Raw genomic sequence first — 14,511 nt, 5'->3', positions numbered from 1 at the left:
CCTGGCCGTCCGGGCGGTGGCCGGTGGGCTCGGGCGGCCTCCGGGCGACAGAGCTGATCAGGCCGGAAGGTTCCGGTGTGGACGGTTGGGGTGGCTCCGGGGCGGGGTGAGGCGGCCCGGGAGGGCGCGCTTGCGGGGTGAGCTGGCCCGGGAGGGCGCGCTTGCGTCGGGTGGGTGGGGACGGTGCCGCCCCGGCCGGGTGGTGCTCGGCCGGGGCGGTCAGGGGTCCCGTGGGACGGGAGGCGGCGGGCGTCAGCTCAGGGACGCCAGGGCCTCGTTCCAGGTGGCCGACGGGCGCATGACGGCGGCCGCCTTGGCCGGGTCGGGCTGGTAGTAGCCGCCGATGTCGGCCGGCTTGCCCTGGACGGCGATCAGCTCCTCGACGATCTTCTGCTCGTTGGCGGCGAGCGTCTCGGCGAGCGGCGCGAAGGCCTTGGCCAGGTCGGCGTCCTCGGTCTGCCGGGCCAGCTCCTGCGCCCAGTACAGGGACAGGTAGAAGTGGCTGCCGCGGTTGTCGATGCCGCCGACGCGACGGGTCGGGGACTTGTCCTCGTTGAGGAAGGTCGCCGTGGCGCGGTCCAGGGCGTCGGCGAGGACCTTGGCGCGGGTGTTGCCGGTGGCCCCGGCGTACTGCTCGAGGGACGGCACCAGGGCGAAGAACTCGCCGAGGGAGTCCCAGCGCAGGTAGTTCTCCTTGACCAGCTGCTGGACGTGCTTGGGCGCGGAGCCGCCGGCGCCGGTCTCGAACAGGCCGCCGCCCGCCATCAGCGGGACGACCGACAGCATCTTGGCGCTGGTGCCCAGCTCCAGGATCGGGAAGAGGTCGGTCAGGTAGTCGCGCAGCACGTTGCCGGTGACCGAGATGGTGTTCTCGCCGCGGCGGATGCGCTCCACGGACAGCTTGGTCGCCTCGACCGGGTTCAGGATCCGGATGTCCAGGCCCTCGGTGTCGTGCTCCGGCAGGTACTGCTCGACCTTGGCGATCAGGTTGGCGTCGTGGGCGCGGGTGGAGTCCAGCCAGAAGACGGCCGGGTCGCCGGTGGCGCGGGCGCGGGTGACGGCCAGCTTCACCCAGTCCTTGATCGGGGCGTCCTTGGTCTGGCAGGCGCGGAAGATGTCACCGGCGGAGACCGTCTGCTCCAGGACGGCGTTGCCGGCCTGGTCGACGAGGCGGACGGTGCCCGTGACCGGGATCTCGAACGTCTTGTCGTGGCTGCCGTACTCCTCGGCCTTCTGCGCCATCAGGCCGACGTTCGGCACGGAGCCCATGGTCGAGGGGTCGTAGGCGCCGTGGGCGCGGCAGTCCTCGATCACGGCCTGGTAGACGCCCGCGTAGCTGGAGTCGGGCAGGACCGCGAGGGTGTCGTGCTCCTGGCCGTCCGGGCCCCACATGTGGCCGGAGGTGCGGATCATGGCCGGCATGGAGGCGTCGACGATCACGTCGGAGGGGACGTGCAGGTTCGTGATGCCCTTGTCGGAGTCGACCATCGCGAGGGCCGGGCCCTCGGCGAGCTCGGCGTCGAAGGAGGCCTTGATCTCGTCGCCGTTCGGCAGGCTCTCAAGGCCCTTGAAGATGCCGCCCAGACCGTCGTTCGGGGTCAGGCCCGCCGAGGCGAAGGTCTCGGCGTACTTCGCGAACGTCTTCGGGAAGAAGGCGCGCACCACGTGACCGAAGATGATCGGGTCGGAGACCTTCATCATCGTGGCCTTCAGGTGCACGGAGAACAGCACGCCCTCCTGCTGGGCACGGGCGACCTGCGCGGTGAGGAACTCGCGCAGCGCGGCCACGCGCATCACGGAGGCGTCGACGACCTCGCCGGCCTTGACCGGCACCGACTCGCGCAGCACCGTGGTGGAGCCGTCGTCGCCGATCAGCTCGATGCGCAGGGCGCCGTCCTCGGCGATGACGGCGGACTTCTCGGTGGAGCGGAAGTCGTCGGCACCCATGGTCGCCACATTGGTCTTGGACTCGGCGGTCCAGGCGCCCATGCGGTGCGGGTGGGTCTTGGCGTAGTTCTTCACCGAGGCGGGGGCGCGGCGGTCGGAGTTGCCCTCGCGCAGGACCGGGTTCACCGCGGAGCCCTTGACCTTGTCGTAGCGGGCGCGGATCTCGCGCTCCTCGTCGGTCTTGGGGTCGTCCGGGTAGTCGGGCAGCGCGTAGCCCTGGCCCTGCAGCTCGGCGATGGCGGCCCTCAGCTGCGGGATGGAGGCCGAGATGTTCGGCAGCTTGATGATGTTGGCCTCGGGCGTCTTGGCCAGCTCGCCCAGCTCGGACAGCGCGTCGGGGATCCGCTGGTCCTCGTTCAGGTACTCCGGGAACACCGAGATGATGCGCCCGGCCAGCGAGATGTCACGGGTCTCCACAGCCACACCGGCCTGCCCGGCGTAGGCCTGGACCACCGGCAGGAAGGAATACGTCGCCAGGGCCGGGGCCTCGTCAGTGTGTGTGTAGATGATGGTCGAGTCAGTCACCGGGTGCTCCGCTCCACGTCTGCAACATTGCTCGACATCAAGATATCTCGTGATCGCCCCCGGCTCGACAGGGGCCCGGACCGGGTCCCGCCGGCGGGGCGGCCCGATCTCCGGCCGCGCCGGCTCAGCCGCCGGCCACCTCGCGCTCGATCCAGCGGCAGATCACGTCCACCACGTAGGCGAGCTCGGCACGGCTCAGCTGCCGTCCCTCGGGGATCCCGTGCCACTTCCGCAGGCAGCCGCGGCAGCAGGTCGCGGTCGCGTGCTGGGCGACGAAGACGGGGTGGCCCCGGTACGGCGTCTGCTTGCCGTCCTTGTACGGCGCGGCCGGCGCCAGCCGGCGGGCGACGAGGTCCCGTGCGTGCCACCGCAGCGTGGCGGGACCCCGCAGCTCCGCGGTGACCCGGTCCCGCCCTCTCAGGTGGAACTTCGCGCGGAACGGCTGGCGCGCGATCGCGTCCAGCCGCTCGTCGAGCGAGCGGGCGGCCGGGCCGGCCGGTGAGGGGTGCGGGTCGGCCGGCGCGGGGTGCGGATCGGCGGCCGTGGGGTGCGGGCCGGACGGCCTGGGGTGCGGGTCGGCGGCCGTGGGGTGCGGGCCGGACGGCCTGGGGTGCGGGTCGGAAGTCGTCATGCCGCCTTCGAGCATAGGACCGCCGCGCCCGGTCGGCCCGCGAGAAGCCCGGAACCCTAGCCGAAGGCCGTGGTGCCCCTTCCCGCCTCGTCGCCGCTTCGCTGCTGCGGGATCACCGCCGGGCCCTGCTGGAAGGCCACCGTGCGGGTGGGGGCCGGGATGGTGATGCCCTCATGGCGGTATCGTCTGTGCAGGCGCTTGATGAACTCGTGCTTGATCCGGTACTGGTCGCTGAACTCGCCCACGCCCAGGATGACCGTGAAGCCGATCCGGGAGTCGCCGAAGGTGTGGAAGCGGATGGCGGGCTCGTGCTCGGGGACGGCACCGGTGATCTCGGTCATCACCTCGGCGACCACCTCCGAGGTCACCTTCTCCACGTGCTCCAGATCGCTGTCGTAGCCGACCCCCACCTGCACCAGGACCGTCAGCTGCTGCTCCGGCCGCGTGTAGTTGGTCATGTTCGTCTTCGCGAGCTGCCCGTTGGGGATGACGACCAGGTTGTTGGAGAGCTGGCGGACCGTGGTCTGCCGCCAGTTGATGTCCTCCACATAGCCCTCCTCGCCGGTGCTCAGCCGGATGTAGTCCCCCGGCTGGACGGTCTTGGAGGCGAGGATGTGCACCCCGGCGAACAGGTTGGCGAGGGTGTCCTGGAGGGCGAGCGCGACGGCGAGGCCGCCCACGCCCAGTGCGGTGAGCAGCGGCGCGATGGAGATGCCCAGCGTCTGGAGCACCACCAGGAAGCCGATCGCCAGCACCAGGATCCGGGTGATGTTGACGAAGATCGTCGCCGATCCGGCCACGCCGGAGCGGGACTGCGTCACCGTCCGCACCAGTCCCGCGATCACCCGGGCCGCCGAGAGGGTGACCACGAAGATCAGCAGCACGGTGAGGATCTGGTTCACATGGTGCTGCACCGTGCGGGTCAGCGGCAGCACCGCCGCCGCGGACGCCGCACCGCCCGCGATCGCCGACCACGGCACGACCGTGCGCAGCGCGTCCACGATGACGTCGTCACCGCTCCAGCGGGTCCGCTTGGCGTGCTTGGCCAGCCAGCGCAGCAGCGTGCGCGACAGGAACGCGGCCGCCAGGCCCGCGGCCACGGCGATGCCGGCGAGCATGAGGTCGTCCAGGGTCACGGCGCGGTTCATCATCGGTCACCTCCGGGGAGACGTACTGCGGCGCACGAGGCCGCCGGCGGCCGGATGTGAAGTTGCGTCACGTTCTCACCTGCTCGATCACGGAATGTGCGAACGCGCCGGACCCGGCAGCCCCAGCGGAGAGACGGCCTCCGGCGCGCTCGCCCATCCTGCCGTATCTCGCACGGCAGTTCGTACGGCGGCGGCCCTCAGATGATGCCCTCGGCCAGCTCCGCCTGATCGCGCTCCGTGCCGTACGCCGCGGCGGTGGGCGTCCCGTACGAGCGGCGGGCGACGTACCACCACACACTGGCCAGGACCAGGACGACGGCGAGCGCCACGGAGGCGTAGTTCATCGTGTCGACCGTCACCGGCGACGACTGCGGCAGGCAGAACAGCACGGTGACCAGCGCCACCCACACCACCGCCACCCAGCCGACCGGCCTGCTCCACCGGCCCAGGTGCCACGGTCCAGGCTGGAACCGGTCACCGGCGCGCAGCCGCAGCAGCACGGGAATGGCGTACGCGGGGGTGATGCCGATGACGTTGATGGCGGTGACCGCGCCGTACGCCGTGGCCGAGTACAGCGAGGGCAGCGCCAGCAGACAGGCGACCGCCACCGACAACCACACCGCCGCGACGGGTGTCTGGGTGCGGCTGCTGACCCTGCGCCACAGCGCCGAGCCGGGCAGGGCCCGGTCCCGGCTGAACGCGAACACCATGCGGCTGGCGGCGGCCACCTCGGCGTTGCCGCAGAACAGCTGGGCGACGATGACGACGAGCAGCAGGGCGCTCGCGCCGTCCGTGCCGAGGCCGTCCAGCAGGATCTGCGCGGGCGGCACCCCGGTGGCGCTGTCGCGGGTGGCGTCGTAGTCCTGGATGGCGAAGGTCAGCCCGGCCAGCAGCACGAAACCGGCGAGCCACGACACCCAGATGGAGCGCACGATGCCGCGCGCCGCCGACACGGAGGCGTTCGAGGTCTCCTCCGACAGATGGGCGGAGGCGTCGTAGCCGGAGAACGTGTACTGGGCGAGCAGCAGCCCGATCGCGGCCACGTACAGCGGGTTGGACCAGCCGGTGTCGTTGACGAACGTGGTGAACACGAAGGACGGCGAGCGGTGGTGGTCGGGGACGATGGCCAGGGCGCCGACGATCAGCGCCACCCCGGCCAGGTGCCACCACACGGAGACCGAGTTGAGCACGCTGACCAGGCGGACGCCGAACAGGTTCAGCACGGCGTGCAGCAGCAGGATCGCGACGAAGATCAGCATCGTTCTGCCCGGCGTCGGATGGAAGCCCCACTGGAGGTTGGCGAAGGCACCGGTGAACAGGGCGGCGCCGTAGTCGATGCCGGCGATCGCGCCGAGCAGGCCGAGGAGGTTCAGCCAGCCGGTGTACCAGCCCCAGCGGCGGCCGCCGAGCCGGTCCGCCATGTAGTACAGGGCGCCGGACGTCGGGTAGGCGCTGGTGACCTCGGCCAGTGCGAGGCCCACGCACAGGACGAACAGCCCCACGCCCGCCCAGCCCCACAGCATCACCGCCGGGCCGCCGGTGCCCAGGCCGAAGCCGTACAGGGTCATGCAGCCGGACAGGATCGAGATGACCGAGAAGCTGATCGCGAAGTTGCCGAAGCCGCCCATGCGCCGGGCCAGCACCGGACGGTAGCCGAGTTCGCGCAGCCGCCGTTCCTCGTCGTGCTGTTCCGGGCCGGACGGGGCCGGCTCCAAGGTGGGGGACATGCGGAGACCTCCGAGGGGTCGACGAAGTGGGGGGACTCTAGAAGCGGCGGCCGGGGTCGTCGTCCGCCGCCGCACGACAGCGGGCACGGGCCTGGAGGAACACCTCCAGGGCCCGGGCCGGGTCGCCGGGATCGGTGGTGCGGTGGACCCAGGGCAGGGGCGTCCAGTAGGGGCCGAGCACGTCGAACACCCGGGCCGCCTCGCGGAACCGCAGCGCACCCCACAGGGCGTGCGCCAGGTGGTTGAGGTCAAGCGGCGACCGCTCGGCGGTGCCGCTACGGGCGAACCAGGTGTCCAGCGCCTCCTGCGCCTCACGGGTGGCGTCCTCCGCCACCCAGTGCAGATCCAGCGCGGCGTCCTGCCCGGCGCCGCGCCGGTACCGCTCCACCCGTACGTACAGCGGCAGCACGTGCAACGCCGAGCCGGGCGGCGCGGACGCCGCGGCCCACTGGGCGTAACCGGCCGCCTCGGCGAGCCGGCCGGACGATCCGCGCGCGTAGAGGAACTGCAGCATGCGGTGATGGGCTTCGCGGTTGCACGGGTCCCGCTTGCCGGCCTCGGCGAGCAGCCCCCACGGACCCACCGGCAGCGTCGGCTCCGGCGCCGCCACCCGGTGCTCCTCCCAGCTCAGCCCCGCGTCCAGCTGGGCCAGCGCCAGCAGGCACACCCACGGCACCGGGTCCGGCTCGGCGATCCGGGTGGCGGTGTGGCTCGCGTCCCACGCCTCGATCCACAGTTCGTGCGTACGGCGGTGACTCTCGCGCCGTGCCCGCAGCGCCCGTTCGACGGCGACCCGGGCGTGCATCACCGCGGCCGGCACGCTCTCGGGCTCCTCCGCCCGCCAGGCGCGCACCACGTCGGTGCCGGCGGCCGCGGCCGCGAGCACCTGGGTGCGCGCGGTCCACTGCCACCAGGCCGTGGTCCGCTCCAGCAGGTCCCGCATCGCCATCCAGCGCCCGGTGCGCAGATCCTGCAGGGCGGCGCGCAGTTCCGTGTCATGGCCGGCGGGGTCGTAGGCGGGCCGCGCCCCATCGCCGCGCGCCATCAGCCGTCCGCTCCGCGCTCAGGGCCCCTCGTGCGGATCGTGCCGGACCGATCCGGACGTAAGACCCTGGGCCGGCTCTGGACGGCAGGGTGGAGTAACAACAGCCCTCCTCAGGGCGGGTATCGAGGAGCGGTGCGGGTCGGCGGTCACTATAGAGGCCGCCGTTCCGGATCACCGGGGGCTTTGCCGGTCCTCCAGAACTCCGTTATGCGACTGATGAGTTGACCACCGAGTAAGAACCGGTAAGGGCGGCTGGAGAGGTGCGGCGGGGCGGCCGGAGGCGCTGCTCGACCGGTACTGCGAAGCGGCCGGGTGGGCTGCTTGACTGGTCCTGCGGGCCGCGGCAGGCTGTCGTCGCGGTGATCGTCGGCGGCACGGGCGGAAGGGGCACGATGACAGGCGCGGTGCTGGCCGTGGACCAGGGCACGTCCGGCACCAAGGCCCTGGTCGTCTGCCCCGAACGAGGAGTCCTCGGCACCGGATTCGCCCCCGTGCGCCCCCGCCACCTGTCCGGCGGCCTGGTCGAGGTCGACCCCGCCGAGCTGTACGCCTCGGTCCTGGACGCCGGACGCCGCGCGCTGGCCGAGGCCGGCGAACCGGTCGCGGCGATGGGGCTCGCCAACCAGGGCGAGACCGTGCTCGCCTGGGACCCGGCGACGGGCCGGCCGCTCACCGACGCGCTGGTCTGGCAGGACCGGCGGGCGCAGCGCGTCTGCGACGAACTCGCCGAGCACGCCGAGGAGTTACGGCGGCTGACCGGGCTGCCCCTCGACCCCTACTTCGCCGCGCCCAAGATGGCCTGGATCCGCCGTCACCTCACCCGCGACGGCGTGGTCACCACCTCCGACGCCTGGCTGGTCCACCGGCTCACCGGTGCCTTCGTCACCGACGCGGCGACCGCCGGACGCACCCAGCTGCTCGACCTCGACCGCGCCACCTGGTCGCCGCGCGCCCTGGAGGTCTACGGACTGTCCGGCGAGAGGCTCCCCGAGGTGGTCGACAACGCCGCGCACATCGGCACGACCACCGCCTTCGGCCCCGCCATCGCGCTCACCGGCCTGATCGTCGACCAGCAGGCCGCCCTGCTCGCCCAGCGCGTCACCGGGCCCGGCGGCGCCAAGTGCACCTACGGCACCGGCGCGTTCCTGCTCGCCCACACCGGGGACACACCCCGGCGCGGCGCCTCCGGCCTGGTGAGCTGTGTCGCCTGGCGCCTTGCCGGGCGCACCGCCCACTGCCTGGACGGCCAGGTGTACACCGCCGCCTCCGCCGTGCGCTGGCTCACCGACCTCGGCGTCATCACCGGGGCCGCCGATCTCGACCCGGTGGGCGGCGCCGTACCCGACACCGGCGGCGTCACCTTCGTCCCCGCGCTCGCCGGACTGGCCGCCCCCTGGTGGCGCGGCGACCTGCGCGGCTCCCTCACCGGACTCGGCCTCGACACCGCCCCCGGGCACCTGGTCCGCGCCCTGTGCGAGGGCATCGCGGCCCAGGTCGTCGAGCTCGCCGACGCCGCCGCGGCCGACCTCGGCAGCCCCCTCGACTCCCTCCGCGTCGACGGCGGTCTGACCCGCTCCGCCCTGCTCATGCAGACCCAGGCCGACCTGCTGCAACGACCCGTCGAGGTGTCCGCGCTGCCCGAGGCCACCGCGCTGGGTGCCGCCGCAGTCGCCCGGCTCGGCGCCGACGACCGCCTGACCGTGGAGGACGCCCTGCCCGAGTGGAAACCGGCCGCCGTCCACGAACCGCGCGTCTCCGCCGCCGAGGCCGCCGAACGCCTGGGCGCCTTCCGCACCGCCGTCACCGCCCTGCTCGCCTCATGACGGTCACCGCGCAAGGGCCGCTGCCCGAGCGGCCGTACGACGTGGCGATCGTCGGCGCCGGCGTCGTCGGCTGCGCGATCGCCCGCGCCCTGGCCCGCCACCCGGGGCTGCGGGTGGCCCTCGTGGAGGCCCAGGACGACGTCGGCCAGGGCACCTCCAAGGCCAACACCGCGATCCTGCACACCGGGTTCGACGCGGTCCCCGGGTCGCTGGAGGCACGGCTGGTGCGGGAGGGCGCGAGGATGCTCGCCGCGTACGCCACCGAGTCCGGCATCCCGGTGGAACCGGTCGGCGCGCTCCTCGTCGCCTGGGACGCGGACCAGCTCGCCCGGCTGCCCCGGCTCGCCGAGAAGGCCGAGCGCAACGCCTACCGAGACACCCGCATCGTCGGCCCCGACGAGCTGTACACGCGCGAACCGCACCTCGGCCCCGGCGCTCTCGGCGCCCTGCACGTCCCCGGCGAGAGCATCGTCTGCCCCTGGACGACCACCCTGGCCTACGCCACACAGGCGGTCCGCCACGGCGTCGACCTGCACCTCGGCTGCCGTGTCACCCGGGCGAGCCGGCAGGACGGAGAGCACCTGCTCCACACCGACCGGGGCACCCTGCGCGCCCGTTTCCTCGTCAACGCGGCCGGACTGCACGCCGACACCCTCGACCGGCTGCTCGGCCGCCAGGACTTCACCGTCACCCCGCGCCGCGGCCAGCTCATCGTCTTCGACAAGCTCGCCCGACCCCTGGTCCGCCACATCCTGCTGCCCGTTCCGACCGCCCTCGGCAAGGGCGTCCTCGTCGCGCCCACCGTCTACGGCAACGTCCTGCTCGGCCCCACCGCCGAGGACCTGGACGACAAGCGGGCCACCGGATCCACAGCCGAGGGCCTGTCCGCCCTGCGCGAGCAGGGCCGGCGCATCCTGCCCGAGCTGCTCGACGAAGAGGTCACCGCCGTCTACGCCGGCCTGCGCGCCGCCACCGGACACGAGGACTACAGGATCGCCGCTCATCGCGAGAACTCGTACGTCACCGTCGGCGGCATCCGCTCCACCGGACTGACCGCCTCCCTCGCCATCGCCGCCCACGTCGTGGAGTTGCTGGCGGACGCCGGACTCGACCCCGGCCCGGCACGGGACCTGGAACCGGTGCGGATGCCGAACCTCGGCGAGGCCTTCCCGCGCCCCCACCAGCGGGCCGACCTCATCGCCGCCGACCCGGAGTACGGCACGCTCGTCTGCCACTGCGAACGCGTCTCCCGCGGCGAGATCCGCGACGCGCTCGCCAGTACGATCCCGCCGCGCGGCCTCGACGGACTGCGCCGCCGCACCCGCGCCCGCGCCGGCCGCTGCCAGGGCTTCTACTGCGGCGCGGCGGTGCGCGCACTGTTCGAGGAGGCGACGAGGTGACCGGCGTGCGAGGTGGCGGCGGGATGAGCGGCACGTGCGGGGAGGCGGCGGGATGAGCGGCGTGCGCCGTGTCGACGTGCTGGTCGTCGGGGCCGGTCCCGGCGGGCTCGCCGCCGCCGCGCGCCTGGCCGCCGCCGGCGCGGGCCGCGTGGAGGTGCTGGAGAGGGAGCAGCAGGCCGGCGGCGTGCCCCGGCACTGCGCGCACGGCGGCTTCGGGACCTGGACGCACCCGCTGACCGGACCGTCCTACGCCCGCCTCCTCGCCGAGGGCGCGGCACGCGCCGGGGCCGTCGTACGGACCGGGGTGACGGCACTCGACTGGGCCGGCCCGCTGGCCCTGACCACGGTCTCCCCGAGGGGCCCGGAGAAGATCGAGGCCGCGGCGATCGTCCTGGCCACCGGCGCCCGCGAACGCCCCCGCGCCGCACGCCTGGTGCCCGGCACCCGGCCCGCCGGGGTCTGCACGACGGGCGAACTCCAGCAGGCCGTGCACCTGTACGGGCAGCGCATCGGCAGCCGTGCCGTGGTGGTCGGCGCCGAGGACGTCTCCTACGCCGCCACCGCCACCGTACGAGCGTCGGGCGCACGCGTCGTCGCCATGGTCACCGACCTGCCCCGCGCCCAGGCCGCACCGGCCCGCGCCCTGGACGCCCGGCTGCGCCACGGCGTACCGCTGCTCACCGGGACCACGGTCACCGAACTGCTCGGCCACGGACGGCTGTCCGGCGTCCGTGTGCGCCACCGGGACGGCCGCTCGGCCGTGCTGCCCTGCGACACCGTCGTGTTCACCGGCGACTTCGTGCCCGATCACGAGCTGGCGCGCCGTGGCGGCCTCGTCTGCGACCCGGGCACGCGCGGACCCGCCGTGGACGGCGCCCTGCGCACCTCCCGCGCGGGCGTGTTCGCCGTGGGCAGCGTGCTGCACCCGGTCGGGAGCGCCGCGACGGCGGCCCGGGAGGGTGCGCGCGCGGCCGGCGCGGTGCGCCAGTGGCTGGCCGGAGGCGACTGGCCGGGCGCGGTACCGCTGGTGGTCTCCGAACCCCTGCGCTGGATCGCGCCGCACCGCGTCACCCCGGCCGACCGGCACGGCCGCTACGTCCTGCGCTCCACCGAGCCCCTGACCCGCCGGGTGCTGCGCGTCACCCAGGACGGTCGCACCCTGGACCGCGTACGCGTGCGGTCCTCGCTGCCGTCAGCCCTGGTCCCCTACCGCACGACCCTCACCCTGACGGCACGCTGGACCCACCGCGTCGATGCGAAGGGCGGCCCGGTCCGCATCACCGTCGACTGAGCACCGCAGGCACGTCGTCTCAGGCCTCCGGGAACGCCCCGTGGCGTCCGGCGCCCGCCGCGAACCGAGCCGCACCCTCCAGGCTCTCCGACAGCACGCCCATGCCGTGCAGGAGTTCGCCCCGCAGGGCCGCCTGCTCGTCCAGCCCCTCCTGGTCCAGCACCGAGGCGCGGTCGGAGCGCAGACACGCCTGGGGGAACCCGGCGATGGAGGCGGCCAGTTCCTCCGCCTCGGCGCGGGCCCGGCCGCTGGGGACGATCCGGTTCGCCAGCCCCATGTCGTACGCCTCGCGGGCCGGGACCGGCCGTCCGGTGAGGATCATGTCCATGGCGCGGCCGGTGCCGATCAGCCGGGGCAGCCGGACCGTGCCGCCGTCGATCAGCGGCACGCCCCACCGGCGGCAGAACACGCCGAACACGGCGTCCTCCTCCGCCACCCGCAGATCGCACCACAGCGCCAGCTCCAGCCCGCCTGCCACGGCAGGCCCGGCGACCGCCGCGATCACCGGCTTGGACAGCCGCATCCGGGTCGGACCCATGGGACCGTCGCCGTCCTCGGCGACCCGGTTGCCCCGTTCGGTGCCGATCGCCTTCAGGTCCGCGCCCGCGCAGAACGTGCCGCCCTCGCCCCACAGCACGGCCACCCTGGCCCCCGGATCCGCCTCGAACTCCCGGAAGGCGGAGGCGAGTTCGGCGGCGGTCGGACCGTCCACCGCGTTGCGGGCCTCGGGCCGGGACAGGACGACCGTGGTGACGTACCCCTGACGCTCGACGCGTACCGGCATGGTGAAGAGCCCCTTCTCCTCGGCTTCTCCCCGACGTCGTCCCCGACGGGAGAGGGAAGACTATCCGCCCGGTGAGTTCGCACAGCCACCGGCCGGACTTGCGGCAGTCCGGCCCGACGCGTCCCGTCGCGCGAGCCCCGGCCCCCACCCGTGCGGCCATACAGGAGTGACCGAAGCAGACGCAGCAGCGACCTCCCCGGCCGTGCAGGCGCGTGACCGGGCCACATGGACCGAACTCTTCTTCGACCTGGTGCTCGCCTTCGCCGTCAGTCAGATCGCGCACCTGCTCGCCGGGCACCCGGACTGGCCGGTGCTCGGACGGAGCCTGCTGGTGCTGGTGCCGCTGTGGTGGGCCTGGGTGGACGTGGTGATGGCGATGAACGCCGTCCACGAGACGAACACCCAGCGGGTCTTCCTGCTCCTGTCCGGCCTGGCCGTGTACGGCATGGCGGTGGCCGCGCCGCACGCCCCGGGCGACCGCGAGCAGGCCCTGCTCTACGCGGGCAGCTATCTCGCGCTCCGGCTGCTCATCGGCGAGGCCATCCGCAGGGAGTGCGCCCTGTACACCATCCACCCCTACCGCGCCGGACTGGCGTTCGCGCTCGCCCTGTTCGGCACCGCGACCCTGCCGGGAACCTGGCGCTCCGTGAGCTGGGTCGCCGCTGTGGCCGCGGAGATCGCCGCGCCCCGCCTCCTCAGCGGCCATCTGCGCCGACTGGCGTTCGGCGTGAACCATCTGCCGGAGCGGTTCGGCCTGTTCGTCATCATCGCGCTCGGCGAGAACGTGTTCTCCGTGGGCGCGGGCGTGGCGACCGGCGCACGGACACGGCGAACCTCGCCGCGCTCGTGCTCGCCTTCCTGACGGCGTGCGCACTGTGGTGGCTCTACTTCCACCTGGCGGCTTCGGCCATCGCCCACGCCCTGCGCACCCATCCGACCCCGGCGGTGGTGGTGCGGGACGTGCTGAGCTACGGCCATCTGGTCCTGGTGGCCGGCCTGCTGCTGGTCTCCGTGGGCGCGCAGCGCGCCGTCCAGGCTCCGCTGGCGACGCCGCACGGTCTCGCCGCCGGGCTGCTGCCGGGCGGCGCGGGCCTGTTCACCCTCACCTTCTGCTACACCCGCCGCAGGATGTTCGGCGCGGCCTCCGTGACCCGCTTCTACGGTGCTCTGGCGCTGTTCGCGACCGCCTGGGCGGCCTCCCTCCTGCCCGCCCTGGCCACCACGGCGCTGACCGCCGGGCTGCTGGTGACCGTCAACGCCCTGGAGCACTGGCTGCTGACCTCAGGCCGGGGCGTGCCGCTGGTGCTGAGGCAGCGTGACGCGTGACGGCAACGCGTGACACGTGACATGTGACGCGTGCACGCCCGCCGGGCCGAGCGTGGCGCTGAGCCGGGTATCAGGCGGCGCGTGTGGGCTGGTGCGTTCCCTCAGGGGATCTGCCGTACCCGCGCGGCGGGGCCCGGGTCCGGCGTCGCCGGGGCGGCGGCGGTCCGGCGGCGCGCCGGCCGGGCGGACAGGGTCAGGAACACCAGGGCGGCCAGTACACAGCCCAAGGCGCCGAGCGGCAGGGCGCTCGGGCCGTGCGCCGGCAGCAGACCGCCGAGGCCGCCGCCCACCGCCTGGCCCGCGTAGATCGTGGACGCGTTCAGCGACAGCACCACCGGCCCCAGCGGACCGGCCACGGTCAGCAGCCGCTGCTGCTGCGCCGGGTTGAACATCCAGCCCACCAGCGACCAGCCGGCCACGACCAGGCACAGCACCACCGCCCCGGCCGGCGTGCGTGCGACGACACCGGGAAGCACCGCGAGCACCGCCCGGGCGACCGTGAGCCCGGCCATCGAGAAGGCGGCGATCCGCAGCGGCGGCATACGGTCGATCAGCCGGCCGGCCACCATGTTGGACACGACCGCTCCGACGCCGAAGATCAGGTAGACGGTGGTGACCGTGGAGACGTGGATCCCGGAGGTGCGGTCGGCGAACCAGGCCAGGTAGGTGTAGATCACGAACACGCCGCAGATCGACAGGGCGGTCGCGGCGAGCGTGGTGGGCACGGTGCGGATGCCGCGGTGAGGAGGCACCGCCTCACTCGCGGTCGTCGGCCTCGGGGCACCCATGGGTGACTCCCTCCACGTGCCGGACGCGTGCATCGGCCTGATGGTCACGGTGTTCGCGCTGACGTTCGCCATCGCG

The 14,511-nt window shown here is 73.6% G+C and carries 10 protein-coding genes and 1 pseudogene; 4 read left to right on the top strand and 7 right to left on the bottom strand.

Annotated features, from left to right (window positions below; translation table 11 throughout):
- Positions 1-252: 252 nt before the first annotated feature.
- The 5 genes from IE318_RS20890 to IE318_RS20870 all read right to left on the bottom strand — a co-directional run bounded on the left by IE318_RS20890 (position 253) and on the right by IE318_RS20870 (position 7,023).
- Entirely contained in the window at positions 253-2,472 is a 2,220-nt protein-coding gene (locus tag IE318_RS20890; RefSeq protein ID WP_189902531.1) for an NADP-dependent isocitrate dehydrogenase, read from the bottom strand.
- A 124-nt stretch (positions 2,473-2,596) separates the two neighbouring features.
- Entirely contained in the window at positions 2,597-3,103 is a 507-nt protein-coding gene (locus IE318_RS20885; RefSeq protein WP_189902529.1) for a DUF4186 domain-containing protein, read from the bottom strand.
- Between the two features lie 56 nt (positions 3,104-3,159).
- Positions 3,160-4,251, bottom strand: a complete 1,092-nt coding sequence (locus IE318_RS20880; RefSeq protein ID WP_189902566.1) for a mechanosensitive ion channel family protein — start codon at positions 4,249-4,251, stop codon at positions 3,160-3,162.
- 197 nt (positions 4,252-4,448) lie between these two features.
- Positions 4,449-5,978, bottom strand: coding sequence for an amino acid permease (locus IE318_RS20875; protein WP_189902527.1), 1,530 nt, complete (start codon positions 5,976-5,978; stop codon positions 4,449-4,451).
- Between the two features lie 37 nt (positions 5,979-6,015).
- Positions 6,016-7,023: a hypothetical protein gene (locus tag IE318_RS20870; RefSeq protein WP_030168011.1), complete on the bottom strand. Its 1,008-nt coding sequence runs from the start codon at positions 7,021-7,023 to the stop codon at positions 6,016-6,018.
- Positions 7,024-7,415: 392 nt separating this feature from the next.
- On the opposite strand from IE318_RS20870, the gene IE318_RS20865 reads away from it, so the two are divergent.
- The 3 genes from IE318_RS20865 to IE318_RS20855 are packed head-to-tail and all read left to right on the top strand — an operon-like array spanning position 7,416 to position 11,537.
- Positions 7,416-8,846 (top strand): FGGY family carbohydrate kinase, encoded by a 1,431-nt coding sequence (locus tag IE318_RS20865; RefSeq protein ID WP_189902524.1) that lies wholly within the window; start codon positions 7,416-7,418, stop codon positions 8,844-8,846.
- The gene (locus IE318_RS20860; RefSeq protein ID WP_189902522.1) at positions 8,843-10,246 is read left to right on the top strand and encodes an FAD-dependent oxidoreductase; all 1,404 of its coding nucleotides are present in this window, start codon (positions 8,843-8,845) and stop codon (positions 10,244-10,246) included. The genes IE318_RS20865 and IE318_RS20860 overlap by 4 nt, the downstream gene beginning before the upstream one ends.
- Positions 10,247-10,298: 52 nt before the next feature.
- A complete protein-coding gene (locus tag IE318_RS20855) occupies positions 10,299-11,537 on the top strand; it encodes an NAD(P)/FAD-dependent oxidoreductase (protein WP_189902520.1) in 1,239 nt (412 codons plus the stop codon).
- 19 nt (positions 11,538-11,556) lie between these two features.
- Here IE318_RS20855 and IE318_RS20850 read toward each other — a convergent pair whose 3' ends face one another.
- Positions 11,557-12,321, bottom strand: coding sequence for a crotonase/enoyl-CoA hydratase family protein (locus IE318_RS20850; RefSeq protein WP_189902518.1), 765 nt, complete (start codon positions 12,319-12,321; stop codon positions 11,557-11,559).
- Here IE318_RS20850 and IE318_RS46530 point away from each other — a divergent pair.
- Positions 12,320-13,647, top strand: a pseudogene (locus tag IE318_RS46530) (low temperature requirement protein A). The gene IE318_RS20850 and the pseudogene IE318_RS46530 overlap by 2 nt on opposite strands.
- 101 nt (positions 13,648-13,748) lie before the next feature.
- On the opposite strand, the gene IE318_RS20840 reads toward IE318_RS46530, so the two are convergent.
- Positions 13,749-14,511 (bottom strand): MFS transporter (locus IE318_RS20840; RefSeq protein ID WP_229903636.1); only part of this gene is annotated, 763 nt, incomplete at its 5' end.

Origin of the sequence: Streptomyces spiralis, from assembly GCF_014654675.1 — a bacterium.
Classification (GTDB): Bacteria; Actinomycetota; Actinomycetes; order Streptomycetales; family Streptomycetaceae; genus Streptomyces; species Streptomyces spiralis.
The sequence above is the reverse complement of the archived record's forward strand: the minus strand, read 5'-3'. Positions and strand labels throughout refer to the sequence as shown.

Bases quoted from the DNA above. Each gene is read 5' to 3' on its own strand.
- IE318_RS20885 (WP_189902529.1), bottom strand. From the start codon at position 3,103: ATGACGACTTCCGACCCGCACCCCAGGCCGTCCGGCCCGCACCCCACG.
- IE318_RS20880 (WP_189902566.1), bottom strand. From the start codon at position 4,251: ATGAACCGCGCCGTGACCCTGGACGACCTCATGCTCGCCGGCATCGCC.
- IE318_RS20875 (WP_189902527.1), bottom strand. From the start codon at position 5,978: ATGTCCCCCACCTTGGAGCCGGCCCCGTCCGGCCCGGAACAGCACGAC.
- IE318_RS20870 (WP_030168011.1), bottom strand. From the start codon at position 7,023: ATGGCGCGCGGCGATGGGGCGCGGCCCGCCTACGACCCCGCCGGCCAT.
- IE318_RS20865 (WP_189902524.1), top strand. From the start codon at position 7,416: ATGACAGGCGCGGTGCTGGCCGTGGACCAGGGCACGTCCGGCACCAAG.
- IE318_RS20860 (WP_189902522.1), top strand. From the start codon at position 8,843: ATGACGGTCACCGCGCAAGGGCCGCTGCCCGAGCGGCCGTACGACGTG.
- IE318_RS20855 (WP_189902520.1), top strand. From the start codon at position 10,299: ATGAGCGGCGTGCGCCGTGTCGACGTGCTGGTCGTCGGGGCCGGTCCC.
- IE318_RS20850 (WP_189902518.1), bottom strand. From the start codon at position 12,321: ATGCCGGTACGCGTCGAGCGTCAGGGGTACGTCACCACGGTCGTCCTG.